The 16798-nt window shown below is 72.3% G+C and carries 17 protein-coding genes and 2 pseudogenes; 12 read left to right on the top strand and 7 right to left on the bottom strand.

Annotation, left to right across the window (positions count from 1 at the left end; all coding sequences use genetic code 11):
* Positions 1-79 precede the first annotated feature (79 nt).
* Positions 80-1006: an aldo/keto reductase gene (locus tag ACGFRF_RS01205; protein WP_393735947.1), complete on the top strand. Its 927-nt coding sequence runs from the start codon at positions 80-82 to the stop codon at positions 1004-1006.
* A gap of 186 nt (positions 1007-1192) precedes the next feature.
* Here ACGFRF_RS01205 and ACGFRF_RS01200 read toward each other — a convergent pair whose 3' ends face one another.
* Positions 1193-1315 (bottom strand): hypothetical protein, encoded by a 123-nt coding sequence (locus ACGFRF_RS01200; RefSeq protein ID WP_393735945.1) that lies wholly within the window; start codon positions 1313-1315, stop codon positions 1193-1195.
* Positions 1316-1745: 430 nt separating this feature from the next.
* Between ACGFRF_RS01200 and ACGFRF_RS01195 the strand changes: the two genes are divergently transcribed.
* From ACGFRF_RS01195 to ACGFRF_RS01180, 4 genes are all read left to right on the top strand, one after another.
* Positions 1746-2126: a BlaI/MecI/CopY family transcriptional regulator gene (locus tag ACGFRF_RS01195; protein ID WP_393735943.1), complete on the top strand. Its 381-nt coding sequence runs from the start codon at positions 1746-1748 to the stop codon at positions 2124-2126.
* Positions 2123-3049, top strand: coding sequence for a M48 family metalloprotease (locus ACGFRF_RS01190; protein ID WP_393735941.1), 927 nt, complete (start codon positions 2123-2125; stop codon positions 3047-3049). Before ACGFRF_RS01195 ends, ACGFRF_RS01190 begins: the two co-directional genes overlap by 4 nt.
* A gap of 107 nt (positions 3050-3156) precedes the next feature.
* Positions 3157-3549: a VOC family protein gene (locus ACGFRF_RS01185; protein WP_393735939.1), complete on the top strand. Its 393-nt coding sequence runs from the start codon at positions 3157-3159 to the stop codon at positions 3547-3549.
* A 38-nt stretch (positions 3550-3587) separates the two neighbouring features.
* Positions 3588-4658 carry an adenosine deaminase gene (locus tag ACGFRF_RS01180; RefSeq protein ID WP_393735937.1) on the top strand — a complete coding sequence of 357 codons (1071 nt, stop codon included), beginning with the start codon at positions 3588-3590 and terminating at the stop codon, positions 4656-4658.
* On the opposite strand, the gene ACGFRF_RS01175 is transcribed toward ACGFRF_RS01180, so the two are convergent.
* Both ACGFRF_RS01175 and ACGFRF_RS01170 read right to left on the bottom strand, forming a co-directional pair.
* Positions 4640-5155 (bottom strand): DinB family protein, encoded by a 516-nt coding sequence (locus tag ACGFRF_RS01175; protein ID WP_393735935.1) that lies wholly within the window; start codon positions 5153-5155, stop codon positions 4640-4642. The two genes, ACGFRF_RS01180 and ACGFRF_RS01175, sit on opposite strands and share 19 nt — an antisense overlap.
* 219 nt (positions 5156-5374) lie before the next feature.
* Positions 5375-6289, bottom strand: coding sequence for a LysR family transcriptional regulator (locus ACGFRF_RS01170; RefSeq protein WP_393735933.1), 915 nt, complete (start codon positions 6287-6289; stop codon positions 5375-5377).
* A 111-nt stretch (positions 6290-6400) separates the two neighbouring features.
* On the opposite strand from ACGFRF_RS01170, the gene mgrA reads away from it, so the two are divergent.
* Complete coding sequence (mgrA, locus tag ACGFRF_RS01165) at positions 6401-7393, top strand: L-glyceraldehyde 3-phosphate reductase (protein ID WP_393735931.1); 993 nt, start codon at positions 6401-6403, stop codon at positions 7391-7393.
* A gap of 22 nt (positions 7394-7415) precedes the next feature.
* Here the strand turns inward: mgrA and ACGFRF_RS01160 are convergent, their stop codons facing one another.
* Complete coding sequence (locus ACGFRF_RS01160) at positions 7416-8420, bottom strand: oxidoreductase (protein ID WP_393735929.1); 1005 nt, start codon at positions 8418-8420, stop codon at positions 7416-7418.
* A 73-nt stretch (positions 8421-8493) separates the two neighbouring features.
* Here ACGFRF_RS01160 and ACGFRF_RS01155 point away from each other — a divergent pair, with 73 nt between their 5' ends.
* Positions 8494-9417 carry an AraC family transcriptional regulator gene (locus tag ACGFRF_RS01155; RefSeq protein ID WP_393735927.1) on the top strand — a complete coding sequence of 308 codons (924 nt, stop codon included), beginning with the start codon at positions 8494-8496 and terminating at the stop codon, positions 9415-9417.
* A gap of 145 nt (positions 9418-9562) precedes the next feature.
* On the opposite strand, the gene ACGFRF_RS01150 is transcribed toward ACGFRF_RS01155, so the two are convergent.
* A complete protein-coding gene (locus ACGFRF_RS01150) occupies positions 9563-9946 on the bottom strand; it encodes a nuclear transport factor 2 family protein (protein ID WP_393735925.1) in 384 nt (127 codons plus the stop codon).
* A gap of 314 nt (positions 9947-10260) precedes the next feature.
* Between ACGFRF_RS01150 and ACGFRF_RS01145 the strand changes: the two genes are divergently transcribed.
* From ACGFRF_RS01145 to ACGFRF_RS01135, 3 genes and pseudogenes are all read left to right on the top strand, one after another.
* Positions 10261-10671: a hypothetical protein gene (locus ACGFRF_RS01145; protein WP_393735923.1), complete on the top strand. Its 411-nt coding sequence runs from the start codon at positions 10261-10263 to the stop codon at positions 10669-10671.
* Between the two features lie 125 nt (positions 10672-10796).
* Positions 10797-12543, top strand: a pseudogene (locus ACGFRF_RS01140) (FHA domain-containing protein); the annotation flags it as partial.
* Positions 12544-12736: 193 nt separating this feature from the next.
* Positions 12737-13189: an ATP-binding protein gene (locus ACGFRF_RS01135; RefSeq protein WP_393735921.1), complete on the top strand. Its 453-nt coding sequence runs from the start codon at positions 12737-12739 to the stop codon at positions 13187-13189.
* A 33-nt stretch (positions 13190-13222) separates the two neighbouring features.
* Here the strand turns inward: ACGFRF_RS01135 and ACGFRF_RS01130 are convergent, their stop codons facing one another.
* Positions 13223-14110 carry an RNA polymerase sigma factor SigF gene (locus ACGFRF_RS01130; RefSeq protein WP_393737083.1) on the bottom strand — a complete coding sequence of 296 codons (888 nt, stop codon included), beginning with the start codon at positions 14108-14110 and terminating at the stop codon, positions 13223-13225.
* A gap of 290 nt (positions 14111-14400) precedes the next feature.
* On the opposite strand from ACGFRF_RS01130, the gene ACGFRF_RS01125 reads away from it, so the two are divergent.
* Entirely contained in the window at positions 14401-14811 is a 411-nt protein-coding gene (locus tag ACGFRF_RS01125) for a helix-turn-helix domain-containing protein (RefSeq protein WP_393735919.1), read from the top strand.
* A gap of 13 nt (positions 14812-14824) precedes the next feature.
* Here ACGFRF_RS01125 and ACGFRF_RS01120 read toward each other — a convergent pair.
* Positions 14825-16021 (bottom strand): annotated as a pseudogene (locus tag ACGFRF_RS01120) (epoxide hydrolase family protein).
* Between the two features lie 118 nt (positions 16022-16139).
* Between ACGFRF_RS01120 and ACGFRF_RS01115 the strand changes: the two are divergent.
* On the top strand, positions 16140-16622 hold the full coding sequence (locus tag ACGFRF_RS01115; protein WP_393735917.1) for a VOC family protein: 483 nt from the start codon (positions 16140-16142) through the stop codon (positions 16620-16622).
* The last annotated feature ends 176 nt before the right edge of the window (positions 16623-16798 follow it).

Here is a 16798-nt window from a genome sequence, read left to right as displayed (position 1 = left end):
TCTTCGCCCACCAGCGCGTCACCGGGTGCCGGCCCGTACTGCTGACGCCCGGCCGGGCGCCGTGTGCGAAACTCCGCCGATGACTGCTGAAACGATCACCGCGGACGCCTCCGGCACCTGGGAACTCGGCGATCTGCCCGTCAGCCGCATCGGCTTCGGTGCGATGCGGCTGACGGGCAGCGCCGCCTTCCACCTCGGCACCCCCAGTGACCGGCAACGGTCACTCGCCGTCCTGCGCAAGGCCGTCGAGCTCGGTGTGAACCACATCGACACGGCGGCCTTCTACTTCTCGTCGCTGCGTTCCGCCAATGAACTCATCAACAGCGCGCTGTCCCCGTACCCCGACGACCTGGTCGTCGTCACGAAGGTCGGGCCCTACCGCGACTACTACGGCGAGTGGGGCACCTCCGCCCGGCCCGACCAGCTCCGCGGCCACGTCGAGGAGAACCTGCGTCAGCTCGGGCGCGACCACCTCGACGTCGTCTACCTCCGCCGGATGCGGCAGGACTCCATAGCCGAACACTTCGGCGCCCTCGCCGAGTTGCGGGAGGCAGGGCTGATCCGGCACCTCGGGATCTCCGCGGTCGAACCCCAGCACCTCACCGAGGCGCTGGAGATCGCGCCCGTGGTGTGTGTGCAGAACCGCTACGCGGTGGACCGCGCCGACCCCGTGGGCGACGAGGTGCTGCGGCTGTGCGGTGAGCACGGCATCGCCTTCGTCCCCTTCTACGCCGTCGCCGGAGAGGCCGGAGATCAGGGGGCGACGACCGCTCACGACGACGCGGTGCTCTCCGTCGCCCGGGCCCACGGAGCGAGCCCCGCGCAGGTCCGCATCGCCTGGACGCTGCACCAGGGCCCGCACGTCCTCGCCATTCCCGGCACCGGCAACCCCGGCCACCTGGTCGAGAACGTCGCCGCCGGGGCGCTGCGGCTCACCGCCGAGGAACTGGCGCGGCTCGGCGAGGCCCGCACGCAGGCCGACGGTGGCCGCCGCACCAGTCCCTAGCCGGTCGGGAGGGACAGGCCGGCGTAGGCCTGGTCCGGGACGGTGGGCAGCAGGGCGTCGACCGTGGTGCGGCCGTCGGGCGACAGGGGCACGTTCGTACCCTCTGCCCGTCGGGTTCGGCCGGGTTCTCGGCCTGCGGGCTGTGCGGCCACCGCCGCTGGGGCGCGGGGTCGAGGACCTTGCCCGTCACCAGGGCCCGGATCCGGGCGGCCAGGTCGTCCGCGGTGGAGCCGTGCCCCGTTCGGTGGTGCCGATGGTCGCCCGGAAGGTTCGCTGCGGGGTGCGCAGCAGCACCACCGCGCCGGGCACCAGGAGCTTCTTCGCCGCGCGCGCCGCGGCGGACCGGAGCGCGGCCGGATCGACGTGCCTCAGCGCCGACGGAGTGGGGTCGGTGGTGCCCGCCGTCGCCGCCGGTGTGCGTGAGACGTCGGACGGCGCCGCGGAACTCGCCCCCCGGGGGAACGGCCCAGCCCACGACGAGGAGGGCCGCGCACACCACCGGCACAGCCGCGCGGCGGGCGTCCGCTCGGTAGCTCCTCCGTGGTCGGCGGTCCGTTACCGCGATCCCGTGGGGGCCAGGCGATGCGCCAGGACCGAAGAGGGGCACAAGCGAATAAGTTGGTCGATTTCATCGGCCGCGACGGTCGGACTCCTCCCCAGCCGTGGGCAGGCAGCCGGCCAACTACAATCCTGTAGACGTCTTCCGGACGGCAGACGAAGACGGGGTGAGGAACGTTCCATGACCGACGCCAAGGACGAACGCCGGCCGGCCGGCGAACTCGAAGCGAGCGTCCTGGCCGCGCTCTGGGCCGCCGGCGCGCCCCAGACGCCCGGCCAGGTCCAGCAGAGCCTCGGCGCCGACCTCGCCCGCACGACGGTGACGACGATCCTCACGCGCCTGCACGACAAGGGAGTCGTCGACCGGCAGCGCCAGGGCCGCGGATACGCCTACGCCCCCGTCCGGGCCGTCCAGGACGCCCACGGTCTCACCGCCCGCCGGATGCACAGCGAACTGGACCGGGACAGCGACCGCGAGACCGTCCTGGCGCGTTTCGTCGCCCAGCTCAGCCCCGACGACGAACGCGTCCTGCGGGAACTGCTCGCATCCGGCGACCGATGACCGTCCTGCTCCTGCTGCCCCTGCTGCTGCCGTTCGCCCTGCCGGCCCTGGCTCGCCGGACCCTGGACCGGCTGGCCCCGGCCGCCGCACTGCGGGCCGTCACCGTCTGCGCGGTCGTCCTCGCCGGGTGTTCGCTCGCCGCTCTGGGTGCCTTCGTCCTCGTCGGGCTGCTGAAGCTGCCGCTCTTCGCCACGCTCGGCGAGCTGGTCCACCCGCTGCGCACCGCCTCCGACGTCCTCGTCGTCCCGGCCGCCGCCGCCTCGGTCGGTGTCCTGGCCGTGGGCGGCTGGACCCTCGTCCGTTCGGCGCTGCGCCAGGGCCGCGCCTTCCGGGCGGCCCGGACGCAGGCCGGGCGCGGACCTGCGGCCGGTGACCTGTGCGTGGTGGACTCGCCGCACCCCGACGCCTACGCGCTGCCCGGCCGTCCGCACCGCATCGTCGTCACCACCGCGATGCTCCGCAGTCTCGACGGCCCCGAGCGCGAGGCGCTGTTCGCGCACGAGCGGGCGCACAACGAAGGCGGCCACCACTACTTCCTCGCCGCCGCCGAACTCGCCGCCCACTGCCACCCCGCGCTGCGCCCGGTCCGCGAGACGATCCGCCTCGCCGCCGAGCGCGCCGCCGACGAGGCCGCAGCGGCCACGGTCGGCGACCGCCGCCTGACCGCCCGCGCGATCGCCCGCGCGGCCCTCGCCGGCCGGGCCGCCCGCTCCCCGCGCCCGCCCTTCGCCGCCGCCGCGATCGGCGGGCCCGTGCCGCAGCGTGTCCAGGCCCTCCTGGACGCCCCTCGCGTGCCCCGCTCCGGCCGCGCGATCACCGCGCTCCTCGTCGCCTGCGCCGCCGTCTCCTGTCTGGCCTCGGTCACCGGGGCGGCCGACTTCCACCACCGTGTCGAGGTCGCCCAGGGCGAGGAAAGTCCCTGACGGGACGCTCGCCCCACCCGTGTCGCAACGCGCGTAGAACAAGGACTGGCGTCCGTGAGGTTTTACGTATAACCTCACCGGCTAACCACCCCCACCGGAAGGTACCGATGCGACGCGTCGCCCTGGTCACCCTTGTCGTCGACGACTACGACGAGGCCATCCGCTTCTACACCGAGGCCCTCGGATTCCGTCTGGCCGAGGACGCCCCGCGTCCCGACGGCTCGCGCTGGGTCGTCGTGGAACCCGGCGGCGACGCGACCGCCACCGGCCTGCTGCTGGCCCGCGCCAAGGACGAGGACCAGCGGGCCCGCGTCGGCGACCAGACCGGCGGACGCGTCGGGTTCTTCCTGCACACCGACGACTTCGCCCGCGACCACGCCCGGATGACCGCGGCCGGCGTGACCTTCCTGGAGGAGCCGCGGCACGAGCCGTACGGCACCGTCGCCGTCTTCCAGGACCTGTACGGCAACCGCTGGGACCTGCTCCAGCCCGCCGCCTGATCACCCTTCTGAACCATCTGCCGAGGAAAGCCCCTGCCATGACCGCGCCCCACATCGACACCGAGACCCTCCGCCGGCTCCCCAAGGCCGTGCTGCACGACCACCTCGACGGCGGCCTGCGCCCCGCCACCGTCGTCGAACTGGCGGCCGCGGTCGGCCACAAGCTGCCCACCACCGACCCCGACGAGCTGGCCGCCTGGTACTTCGAGGCCGCCAACTCCGGCGACCTGGTCCGCTACATCGCCACCTTCGAACACACCCTCGCCGTCATGCAGACCCGCGAGGGCCTGTTGCGCACCGCCGAGGAGTACGTCCTCGACCTCGCCGCCGACGGTGTCGTCTACGCCGAGGTGCGCTACGCCCCCGAGCTGAACGTGAACGGCGGGCTGACGCTGAACGAGGTGGTTCAGACCGTCCAGGAAGGTCTCGCCGCCGGTATGGCCAAGGCGGCCGCGGCCGGTACCCCGGTCCGGGTCGGCACCCTGCTGTGCGGCATGCGGATGTTCGACCGCGTCCGCGAGGCCGCCGACCTGGCCGTCGCCTACCGCGACGCCGGTGTCGTCGGCTTCGACATCGCCGGCGCCGAGGACGGCTTCCCGCCCGCCGACCACCTGGCCGCCTTCGAGCACCTGCGCCGCGAGAGCGTGCCCTTCACCATCCACGCCGGTGAGGCGCACGGCCTGCCCAGCATCCACCAGGCGCTGCAGGTGTGCGGCGCCCAGCGCATCGGTCACGGTGTGCGCATCACCGAGGACATCGTGGACGGCAAGCTCGGCCGCCTCGCGTCCTGGGTGCGCGACCGCCGCATCGCCCTGGAGATGTGCCCCACCTCCAACCTGCAGACCGGCTGCGCCACCTCGATCGCCGAGCACCCGATCACCGCGCTGAAGGACCTCGGCTTCCGGGTCACCCTCAACACCGACAACCGGCTGGTGTCGGGCACGACGATGACCCGGGAGATGTCCCTGCTGGTCGAGCAGGCGGGCTGGACGGTCGAGGACCTGCGCACGGTCACGGTGAACGCCCTCAAGAGCGCCTTCGTCCCGTTCGACGAGCGCAACGCCCTCATCGAGGACGTGGTGCTGCCGGGTTACGCGGCCGCGCTCTGAAGCAGGCCCCTGAGGTAGGCGACCTGTCCGATGTGCTGAAGGTCGTCGGACAGGACGCTCACCAGGCGGACGCCCAGCGTGACCGGGGGGTCCCAGCGCTCGTCGACGACACGTTCGAGATCCTTGGCGGCCAGGGAGCGCAGGGCCCCCAGGGTCTGCTCGTGCACGGCGTCGTAGTACCCGGTCAGCAGGTCCGCCGAGTCGACCCGCACCTTGGCGACCTTGGCCGGGCTGTGCCCGTAGCCGGTGTCGTGCCGGGGCAGGTCCAGGCCGAAGCGTTTCTCCCAGCCCTGGGAGAGCCACACCTGGTCGAGGTCGAAGGCATCGGCGATGTGGTCGTCCTGCACCCGGGTGAGGTGCCAGGCGAGCCAGGCGATGGAATTGGCGTCGGGGGCCGGTCGGTGACGCAGCTCGTCCGGTCCGAGGCCGTCGAGGGCGGCATGGACTTCTTCCTGGATGCGGCCGTAGCCGTCGATGAGGATGTCCTTCGCATGCATGGGTCCACCATCGCGCATGGAGCGCGGTCATACCTCCGGGATCCGGATTCCATGGGACGGTAAGTGACGGTTCGTCGCCTCCTCGCAGGGACTGGCCACCGCCTCCTCCTGGGGGCTGGCCACCGCCTTCTCCTGGGGGCTGGCCACCGCCTTCTCCGAGGGACTGGCCACTGCCCGGAGCGGTCGCGCCTCACGAGTCCGCGGCGGCGGACGCCGGCATCAGGAGGCCTGGGGCCCGTCCGCCGGTGGTGTCAGGCCCTCTGTCTCGAGGAGGGTGACGAGCGCGCGGGCGGCGGGGCTGGTGGCCCGATCAGGTGGCAGCAGGGCGACGGTCTGGTACTCGGCCTCCCTGGTGCCCTTCAGCGGCAGTGCCGTCAGCGTGGGCCGCTTGTGCCGGAAGTGCCGGGGCACGACCGCGATCCCGAGGTTCTCGTCGACGAGGTCCAGCAGGCTGTGCACGTCGTTGACCTCCAGCGGGACCGTGCGCCGCACCCCGGCGGCGGCGAAGGCGGCGTCGGTGGTGCGGCGCGGACCCCAGTCCGGGTGGAAGTCGACGAAGACCTCGCCGGTGAGGTCGTCAGGGGCGAGGACGGCGGCGGCCGAGGCCAGGCGGTGGCTGGGATGGCACAGCACGGTCATCGGCTCGCTGGTCAGCGCCACCGAGCGCAGCTGGTCGGTGTCCGCCTGGGTGCGGTAGGCGAAGGCCAGGTCGAGCCGCCCGGCCGCGACCTCCTCGGCCAGCGCGCCCGAGCCCGCCTGCCGCAGCTGGATCTCCACGTCCGGATGCCGGCGCCGGAACGCCGCCAGGAGCCGGGCCACGTTCACCCCGGCGATGCACTGCTCGGTGCCCAGTGCCAGCGTGCCGCGCAGCACGCCCTGCACCGCCGCCACCGCCTCGTGCGCCGAGCGCACCTGTGCCAGGATCCGCTCGGCCTCCGCCAGCAGCGCGCGCCCCGCCTCGGTGAGCGTCACCCGGCGGGTGGTGCGCACGAACAACGGTGCCCGCAGCTCCCGCTCCAGCGCCCTGATGGACGCCGACAGACCGGACTGGGACACCATCAGGCGTTCGGCGGCCCGGGTGAAGTGCTGGTCCTCGGCGACGGCGACGAAGTGCTGGAGATGGCGCAGTTCCATGATTGAGAAGCCTAGCCGCACAATTCCATCGGATTCTTCTGTTGGACCGCTGCCCGCGGCTCGGTGAAGAGTGGAACCGGTAGATCGTGTGCCAACCCCTCTGGAGTCGCGTTGTACACCGCACACCCCGACCGTTACGCCGACATGCCCTACCGGCGCACCGGCCGCAGCGGGCTGAAGCTTCCCGCGCTGTCGCTCGGCCTGTGGCACAACTTCGGGCCCGACCGGCCCGTCGACACCCAGCGTGCCATCCTGCGCCGTGCCTTCGACCTCGGCATCACCCACTTCGACCTCGCCAACAACTACGGCCCGCCGCCCGGTGCCGCCGAGTCCGCGCTCGGCGAGGCCCTGAAGGCCGACTTCGCGCCGTACCGCGACGAGCTGGTCATCTCCACCAAGGCGGGCTACCTGATGTGGCCCGGACCGTACGGCGAATGGGGCTCGCGCAAGTACGTGCTCTCCTCGCTGGACCAGAGCCTGGCGCGGATGGGCCTCGACTACGTCGACATCTTCTACTCGCACCGCCCCGACCCGGACACTCCGCTGGAGGAGACGATGGGCGCGCTGCACTCGGCGGTGCAGCAGGGCAAGGCACTGTACGTCGGCGTCTCCAACTACTCCGCCGAGCAGACCCGCGAGGCCGCCCGCATCCTCGCCGACCTCGGTACCCCGCTGCTGATCCACCAGCCGCGCTACTCGATGCTCGACCGGCGCCCGGAGGACGAGGGCCTGCTCGACGCCCTGGACGAACTCCAGGTCGGCTCCATCGTGTACTCCCCGCTGGAGCAGGGCCTGCTCACCGGCCGCTACCTCGACGGCATCCCCGAGGACTCGCGGGCCGCGAGCGACAGCCCCTTCCTGAAGACGGAGGCGGTCACCGAGGACCTGGTCGGCCGCCTCCGTGCCCTGGACGAGATCGCCAAGTCCCGCGGCCAGACCCTGGCCCAGCTGGCGCTGGCCTGGGTGCTGCGCGGCGGCCGGGTCACCTCCGCCCTGGTCGGTGCCAGCAGCGCGCGGCAGATCGAGGACAGCGTCGGCGCCATCCGCAACCTCGACTTCGACGCCGAGGAACTGGCCCGGATCGACGCGATCGTGAAGGGCTGAGAACGCCGGGCGGCGGTCGCGCTCAGGCCGTGAGCCGTTCGCTCACCTCCCACAGCCGCGCCGCCGCCTCCGGGTCGACCGCGTAGGGAAGCACGCCCGGTGCGGACTCGTCGGCCTTCCAGGCCTCCTCGTCCTCGACCAGGGGGCTGATGTCGACGTTCTCGCAGTAGACCCCGCCCCGCCCGGCGAGCTGCTCGCCGGTGGCGCACCAGACAGTGGTGGCCGCACCCTGCGGAACCGTCTTCAGCTGCCGGGCGGGGTCCCGGACCGGGCGGCCCTGGGCGTCCACGCTGCCCGCGGCCCGCAGGGTCTCCTGGTCGAGATGCTTCGCGAGGCCCGTGTCGACGATGCGACCGGGATGCACGGCGAAGGCCCGCACACCCTCCGCCCGCCCCCGTCGGTCCAGCTCGACGGCGAACAGCACGTTCGCGGTCTTCGACTGACCGTAGGCAGCGAACGGTTCGTAGGGCCGGTGCGCGAAGTGGAGGTCGTCGAAGACGACGGGGGAGAAGCGGTGGCCTCGCGAGGAGAGCGAGACCACCCGCGCCCCGCCTGCCGCCACCAGGGCGGACCACAGCCGGGCCGTCAGCTGGAAGTGCCCGAGGTGGTTCGTCGCGAACTGCGCCTCGTAGCCCCGCGCGTCCCGCCTCAGCGGGGTCGCCATGATCCCGGCGTTGCCGACGAGGATGTGCAGCACACGCCCGGACGCCAGGAAGCGCTGTGCGAAGGCGTCGACGGAGGCCGGGTCGATCAGGTCCATCGGCTCCACCTGGACGCCGTCCACCTGGGCCAGAGCGGCACGGGCCCGCGCAGGGTCCCTGGCCGGTACGACGACCTCGGCGCCCGCCGCCCGCAGCACGCGGCTCGTCTCCAGGCCGATTCCGGAGTAGCCGCCGGTGACGATCGCGACCTTGCCGGTCAGGTCGATGCCGGCGGCCACCTCCTCGGCCGTGGAGGCGGCACCGAAACGGGAGGGCAGGGCCTGCTGCGCGGTGGTCAGGGAAGGTGTCTTCTCAATGTGGGTCATACCTCCACCGTAGGTCCGCGCATGCGTACGGCGAATACTTGAGAGTGCGTCCTACTTGCGCGATAGTTCGAGCATGACCTCCGATCCCCTCTCCGACGCCCTGGCCGTCGCCGACGCACGCGGTGTCTTCTCCGGCGGCTTCACGGCCGGCGGGCGCTGGGCGATCCGGCTCACAGGCCGTGACAAGGTCAAGGTGAACGTCCTGGTGCGGGGCGGCTGCCTGCTGATCGCCGACGGCGCGACCGAACCCGTGGTGCTCGGCGAGGGCGACGTCATCGTCTCGGACGGGCAGCGGTCGTACGTCCTGTGCAGCGAGCCCGGGCTGACGCCCACCGACCCGGCCGAGGTCGCCGTCGACCCGCGCACCGGGATGGGAGCGCTCGGCGGGGGTGAGGAGGTGGTGTGCGTCTCCGGGCACATCGACCTGAGCCGGGACAGCGGCGACCTGCTGCGCCGGGCCCTGCCGGAACTGATCCACCTGCGCTCCGGCGGGGCCGAGGCGCCGGTGCTGCGCTGGCTCACCGGGCAGTTGATGGAGGAGATGACCGGCGGCCGCGCCGGTTCCGCCTTCACCTCCGACCATCTGGCCCAGCTGATGTTCGTCCAGGTGCTGCGGGCGTGCCTGGACGAGGCCGCCGCGCTGCCGCCGGGCTGGCTGCGGGCGCTGGCGGACGAGCGGCTGGCTCCCGCCCTGCGCCTGATGCACGCCGACCCCGGGCGGCCGTGGCAGTTGGCGGACCTGGCCAGGGCCGCCGCGATGTCCCGGACGACCTTCGCCGTCCGCTTCCGTGAGGCCGCCGGGGTGCCGCCCCTGACCTACCTGCAGAACTGGCGGATGAGCCTCGCCGCCCGCGCTCTCAGGCAGGACTCCATCCCGGTGGCGGCACTGGCCCGCTCGGTGGGCTACACCTCCGAGAGCGCGTTCAGCAACGCCTTCAAACGCACCGTCGGCGTCGCACCCCGCCGCTACCGGGAGACGGCCGCGAGCCGCTCCTGAAGGCGGACGGTCACCGGCTTGCCGTCCTCCGTCCCGGCGGCCCGGCAGCCGGCGGGCCGGCACGAGGCCCGCCGCGTGGTGGCCTCGGCACGTTCACCGGGGCAGTCCACCGCACGCGGCGGTACCCGTCGCCGGCCTGGCGCTGTCAGACACCCGCCGGCACCCGGTCCAGGAAGCCCAGCACCTGCCGGATGCGGCCTTCCTCGTCCAGCGTGACCACGTCGAACCCGGCCACCGGTGCGGAGCCGTCGGCCTCGTTCACCAGCTCCCAGCCGAAGCGGGCGGTGTCGTGGTGCCCGTCCACCGCGCCGAGCGGACGGAACACGAAGCCCGGGAACTGCTCGTGGACCGCCGCGATCACGGCGGCGATCTGCTCGTGGCCGCGAACCTCGGCGAGCGGGTCGGTGTAGCCGCCGTCGGCGGTCCACGCGGCGGCGACCGCCTTCTCGACGGCCGCCGGCCCGGTGGCGTTCCAGGCCTCGAAGTAACGGGCGGCGGCGCTCTCGTAACGGTTCGTGTTCACGGACATGGCGAATCAGCCTCCATCGAGGTCGTCACTCCTGGTCAGGGCCCGGATCCGGGGTTCGTCGATCCGGTGTCACCACCATGCCGGAGCAGTGTGGGGCGGGTCGATTACCTCCGACGTCATGCCCGGACGCCCGTACAGCCTGGTGTATTCCGGCCAGAACGGGCCGTGAATATGCCAACAGACTGGCCAAAAAGTCATGGTGACTCTGTTTCGCCAGTGGCGATACTCGAAGGTCAGGGGCACTTCACCGCACAGGAGCCGCACGGAGAGCGAGGGCCTGGCCGGCCATCAGCGAGGCGACGGGGGAGTGAGAGGTGCACGACGAATTCCTGTGCCACGTCACGGCGTACGGCATGTGCGACGGCAGGCGCATCGGCGTACCGCTCGGCACCTACCGCGCGCCGACCCTGGCGCTGGCGCTGTGGTGGCTGCGGGACCGGGCCTCCTGGATCGCCGAGCGGCTGGATCCGAGCCCGGAGGATGCCGCCTTCCCGGCGGGCGCGCTGGTGCCGGTCGCCGACACGGTGGCCGACGTGCCCGTCCTGCTGCGCGCCTGGTGCGCCGACGACGCCCAGCAGGAGCTGGTCGCCGACGAGCTGGCGGGCGGGCGGCTGGTGCGGATCGCCGCCTGCGACGACACCACCGAGTACGAGCTGCTCGCCGAGTCCGTCGACGCCCTGCGCATGCAGCGCACCCTCCCGGCGCTCGTCGTGCCCGTCGCCTGACACGTGTCCGTGGGCGTCGCACGCGCCCGTGGTGGCGGTGCGGCCGAACGGGCAGGCGGTACGCGTGGCCGAACGGGCAAGCGGACGGCGGGCGCACAAGTGAGCGGATCGGTGGAATTCCGACCATGGCGGAGCGGCCGGTCGCCCGGACGGCGCCCGAACTCGTCCTGGAGACCGACACGGGCTCCACGGTCATGAGCCCGGGCCACGACTACCGTGTCGGGCGCGACCCGTTGAGCGACATCGTCCTCGACGATGCCCGGGGCTCGTGGCACCACGCCGTACTGCGCTGCGCGCACGACCACTGGACCCTGGCGGACCGGCAGAGCACCAACGGCACCTACGCCGACGGCATCAGGGTCGAGCAGTGGCAGGTCAGGCCCGGCAGCGAGGTCCGCTTCGGCAACCCCACCGACGGCCCCCGCGCCGTCCTGACGGGCGCCCCGCGCCCCACCCCGGACCGCCCCTCGGCGGTGTCGATGCCCGAGCTGACCGGCACCTTCCGCCGCCCGCCAGCGTCCGCCCGCTGCCCGCTCGCACCCTCCGCATCGGCCGGGCCCCCGACAACGACCTCGTCGTGGACGACCTGACCGTCTCCCGCAGCCACGCCGAACTGCGCGCCCACACCGACGGCACGTTCGAGATCGTCGACCTCGGCAGCCACAACGGCACGTATCTCAACGGCCGGCCCACCACCCGCGCGCCCGTCGGCCCCGGCGACATCATCGGCATCGGGCACTGCGCGTTCAGCCTGGTCGGCGACGAACTCCAGGAGTACGTCGACACCGGCGAGGTCTCCCTCGACGTGCAGGACCTCACCGTCACCGTGGACCGCGGCCGCAAGGTGCTCCTGGACCACGTCTCCTTCCCGGTCGGCGAGAAGTGCCTGCTCGCGGTGGTCGGACCGAGCGGCGCCGGCAAGTCCACGCTGCTGAACGCCCTGACCGGGCAGCGCCCCGCCGACCGCGGAACCGTGCTGTACGACGGACGCGACCTGTACCGCGACTACGCCGGCGCATCGGCCTCGTCCCGCAGTACGACATCCTGCATCCCCAGCTCACCGTGCGCGCCGCTCTGACCTACGCCGCCGAGCTGCGGTTTCCGGAGGACACCGGAAAGGCCGAGCGACGCGCCCGGGTGGCGGAGGTGATCCGGGAACTGGGCCTGGAGCAGCGCGCGGAGCAGCCCGTGCACAGCCTCTCCGGCGGTCAGCGCAAACGGGTCAGCGTGGCCCTGGAGCTGCTCACGAAACCCTCGCTGCTCTTCCTGGACGAGCCGACTGCCGGTCTCGACCCGGGCATGGACCGGTCGGTGATGAACATGCTGCGCGGCCTCGCCGACGACGGCCGCACGGTCATCGTGGTCACCCACAGCGTCCTGAGCCTGGGCGTCTGCGACCGCCTCCTGGTACTGGCCCCGGGCGGCAAGATCGCCTACTACGGCCCGCCCGGCGACACCCTCGCCTTCTTCGGCTTCGAGCAGTGGCCGGAGGCCTTCGACGCCTTCGACCGCGACCGCGAGCGGGACTGGGCCAGGGAGTACCGCGAATCCCCGTTCCACCGGCACTACGTCACCGAGGCCACGACCCAGCCGCACCGTCCCGGTCCGGCCCCCGTCACCCCGGTGCCCCCGCCCCGTCCGCGCAGCCGGAGCGCCCAGCTCGGCACCCTGGTCCGCCGCTACACGGCCGTCCTGAGCGCCGACCGCACCTTCCTCATGATCATGGTCGCCCTGCCGTTCGTGATGGGCGCCATGGCCCGGGCCCTGGCGGGCGGCGGACTCGTCCGGGACACCGCGATGAACGCGCTGCTCATCCTCTGCGTCGGCGCCGTGCTGACCGGCGCCGCCAACGCGGTGCGCGAACTGGTCAAGGCGCCCGAGTCGCGGGGGTAGCAGGAGAACGACTCGTCGGCGAGGTGAACGGTCCCACCTTCCCGGGCCCGGGGCCGTGAGCCTCGCCACTGTGCGTTCGGCGAACGCATTCGGTGGACTGCCGGGCTCGGCTCGGGGTACAGGGACTGGTGCAACAGCGACCGGCCGGACCGGGCTTTCCGAGAGAGACAGCATGATCGATCACCTGGGCGGGGCAGTGATACCGACTGGTTTCGACGTACCCGTGGAGCCGCTGCGGCGCGCGGCGCACTACACCGGCGAACCCGGATGCATCGCGGAGGCACGGGCCTTCGCGTCCCAGTTCCTGGAACAACTCAGGACCGAGTGGTGCGCGGTCGCCGACAGCCGCACCGACGGCGAGCTGCTCCTGATGGTGAGCGAGCTGGTGACCAACGCCGACCAGCACAGCAACGGTCCGTACATCCTGGAGCTGGAGGGCACCGACAGCTCCGTCACGGTGTCCGTGTACGACAGCAGCACCGCCGTCCCCCGCCGCTACCCCAAGGACCCCCAGCGCGTCGGGCGGCACGGCCTGGAGATCGTGCACGCCCTGGCCTCGGAGGTCACCGTGGAACGGGTGCCCGTCGGCAAGCGCGTGCGTGCCCGCTTCGAACTGGGGCGCTGAGGGCCGACCGGACGGCCCGCCCCGGCCGCCCCGTCAGGCGCAGCCGAGCTCGCCGAGCATGCCCTGGCGCAGCCGCATGATGATCCGCTTGATCAGCCGGGAGACGTGCATCTGGGAGCAGCCGAGCCGTTCCCCGATCTCCGCCTGGGTGGCCTCCTCGACGAACCGCATGTGGATGATCTGCCGGTCGCGGTCGCTGAGTTCCGCCATCAGCGGGGCGAGCGCGTGGAAGTCCTCCACGAGCCGCAGCCCCTCCTCCTCCACACCGATGAAGTCGGCGAGCACGGCCTCGCCGTCCTCGGCGCCGTCACCGGTGAGCGCCGCGTCCAGGGAGGCGGAGTTGTACCCGTTGGAGGCGATCTGCGCCTCGACCACCTCGGGCTCGGAGAGGTTCATGAGCGTGGCCAGCTCGGCGACCGTCGGGTCCCGGTCCAGCCGGCTGGACAGCTCCTCGCGCGCTTTGGCCAGCTCCACGCGCAGCTCCTGGAGCCGGCGCGGCACGTGCACCGCCCAGGTGGTGTCACGGAAGAACCGCTTGATCTCGCCCACGATGTACGGCAGCGCGAAGGAGGTGAACTCGACCTCGCGCGACAGCTCGAACCGGTCGATGGCCTTGATGAGGCCGATCATGCCGGTCTGGACGATGTCCTCCATGTCGTCGCCGCGGCCCCGGAACCGGCCGGCCGCGAACCGCACCAGCGACATGTTCATCTCGATGAGGGTGTTGCGCGCGTACTGGTACTCGTGCGTGCCCTCCTCCAGCTCGGCGAGCCGGCGGAAGAACTGGCGGGACAGCTCCCGCGCGTCGCGCGGTGCGACGGCCGTCGGGTCCGCGATACCAGGCAGTGATCCTTCGCCCGTCCTGTCCTGCTCGGTCCTCATGGCGACCTCTGCTTCCGACCGGATCCCGGCGGTGTTCATTACCTCTCCCACGAAAGTCACGGTGACGTCTGCCTTCACGGCCTCGGTGTCCGTTTCCCTGCCCGAAGTGCGTCCCCGCCGTATACCCCCGATCCGGAGCTTCATGCACACCGGCCTGCATACCTGCGGAGCCGCTCACCCGGCGGGTACCCCTGGTGACGCCTCGCATGCACCCCTCGCTCGGTACTGGCGCGAAACCGTCACCGTCGTGCCGCGGCGGCCCGCCGATTTCCCTCAGGGCGCAATACCGGGCCCTTGCCCCGCGGAGCGCGGCTCCTAGGCTGACGGGGGTGAGCAACCAGGTGAGCAACGAAGCCAGAGTGATCCCCCTGCGACCGGCACCCGCTGGTCACCCGGACGGGACCGAGCCCGAGCCCAAGGAACCGCTGTGGCGCGATCTGGTGGGTGAGGTGCTGCGCCGCGAGCGTCAGGCGCAGGACCGCACGCTGAAGGACGTGGCCGACGCGGCCCGGATCTCGCTGCCCTATCTGTCCGAGATCGAGCGTGGCCGCAAGGAGGCGTCCTCGGAGGTCCTCGCGGCCGCCGCCCGCGCGCTCGGGCTGGGGCTCGGTGACCTGCTGTCGCTGGCCCATGGCGAGCTGACCCGCCGGACGACGCAGCACCGTCTCCTGACGACGCAGCACCGCCGGCCGGCCGCCGCCCCGCACCGGCCTCACAACGGGCTCTGCCTGGCCGCCTGACGGGACTGCCGGGTCACTTCTCCCGCGTCTGCCGGAAGAACGCCCGGACGTCGTCGACCAGCAGATCCGGTTCCTCCATCGCCGCGAAGTGCCCGCCCCGGTCGAACTCCGTCCAGCGCACGAGGTTCTCGGTCCGCTCCGCCTTGTGCCGCAGCGGGATCTGGGGTTCGCCCGCGAACAGGGCCAGCGCGGTCGGCGCCGTCGACGGCTCGGTCGGCCGGGCGGTCCGGCCGGTGGCGTGCGCCCGCTCGTCATAGATACGGCCGGACGAGCCGGCCGTGCCGGTCAGCCAGTACAGCATCACGTTGGTCAGCAGCCGGTCCCGGTCGACCGCCTCCTCCGGCAGTTCCCGCGAGTCCGTCCACTCCCGGAACTTCTCGACGATCCAGGCGAGCTGACCGACGGGGGAGTCCGTCAGGGCGTAGGCGAGGGTGTGCGGCCGGGTGGACTTCAGCACCGCGTAGCCCGTGCCCTCACGCGACCAGTGCGCCCAGCCGTGCCACGAGCGCAGCATCCGCTCCCGCTCCTCGGGGCCGAGCCCGGCCAGTTCCTCCTCGGTCGGCTCGGTGGTCGCGTGGGCGCCGGGCAGCAGGTTGAGGTGGACGCCGATCACCCGGTCCGGGTGGGCGCGGCCCAGCTCCCGCGAGATCGCCGCGCCCCAGTCGCCGCCCTGCACCCCGAACCGTGGGTAGCCGAGCCACCGCATCAACTCCGCCCAGGCGTCGGCCACCCGGCCCGCCTCCCAGCCCGGTTCTGTGGTGGGCCCGGACAGCCCGAAGCCCGGGATGCTCGGTACGACGACGTGGAAGGCGTCCGCCGCGTCCCCGCCGTGCGCCACCGGGTCGGTGAGCGGGCCGACGACGTCCAGGAACTCCACGATCGAGCCGGGCCAGCCGTGGGTCAGCACCAGCGGCACGGCCTTCGGCTTCGCGGAGCGCACATGGGCGAAGTGGACGTTCGCCCCGTCGATCGAGGTGGTGAACTGCGGCCACTGGTTCAGTTCCGCCTCGGCGGCACGCCAGTCGTAGCCGTGCCGCCAGTGCTGCGCTAGCTCCCGCAGGTAGCCGGCCGGGACCCCGTACTCCCAGCCGGCGCCGGGCAGCTCGGCGGGTCAGCGGGTGCGGTCGAGGCGGTCGTACAGGTCGTCGAGGTCGCTCTGCGGGACCGACAGGCGGAAGGGCTGGATGCTCTCGGCAGACGAAGCGGTCATGATCTGGATGCTATGCGGGCCCCACTCGCCCGTCCGGGTGATGTGCCGGTCCGGCCGATGAGTTTCGCGCCGTGGACCGGTCGATACAGATGACCGCGTTCCATACCAGGAGGTGTTCATGACCACCGACGGATTCACCACGTGTCTCTGGTTCGACGGCCAGGCCGAGGAGGCCGCCGACTACTACGTGTCGATCTTCAAGAACTCCAGCATCGACCGTGTCAGCCGCTCCACCGAGGCCGGCCCGGGCCCGGCCGGCTCCGTGCTGGTCGTCGAGTTCACGGCCAACGGCCAGAAGTTCGTCGCGCTGAACGGCGGCCCCCAGTTCAAGTTCAACGAGGCGATCTCCTTCCAGATCCTCTGCGCCGACCAGCAGGAGATCGACCATTACTGGACCAAGCTCACCGAGAACGGCGGCGAGGGCGGCCCCTGCGGCTGGCTCAAGGACAGGTACGGCGTCTCCTGGCAGGTCGTCTACGACCGGCTGATCGACATGGTCGGCGACCCAGACCCGGAGAAGGCCGGACGTGCCACCCAGGCCATGATGGGCATGGGCAAGCTCGACGTCACCGCGCTGGAGAAGGCGTACGCGGGGCAGTAGCACCCAGTGAGCGGGCCGGACCACGACCCGGCCACGGCCGCTCGACTGCGGCCTAGGCCAGCCGGCCTCGGCTCGGCCACCCGGCCTCGGCTCGGCCACCCGGCCTCGGCTCGGCCACCCGGCCTCGGCTCGGCCACCCGGCCTCGGCTCGGCCACCCGGCCTCGGCTCGGCCACC

Source organism: Streptomyces sp. NPDC048521, from assembly GCF_043199855.1.
Lineage (GTDB): Bacteria > Actinomycetota > Actinomycetes > Streptomycetales > Streptomycetaceae > Streptomyces.
This window is presented reverse-complemented; position numbering and strand designations above follow the sequence as displayed.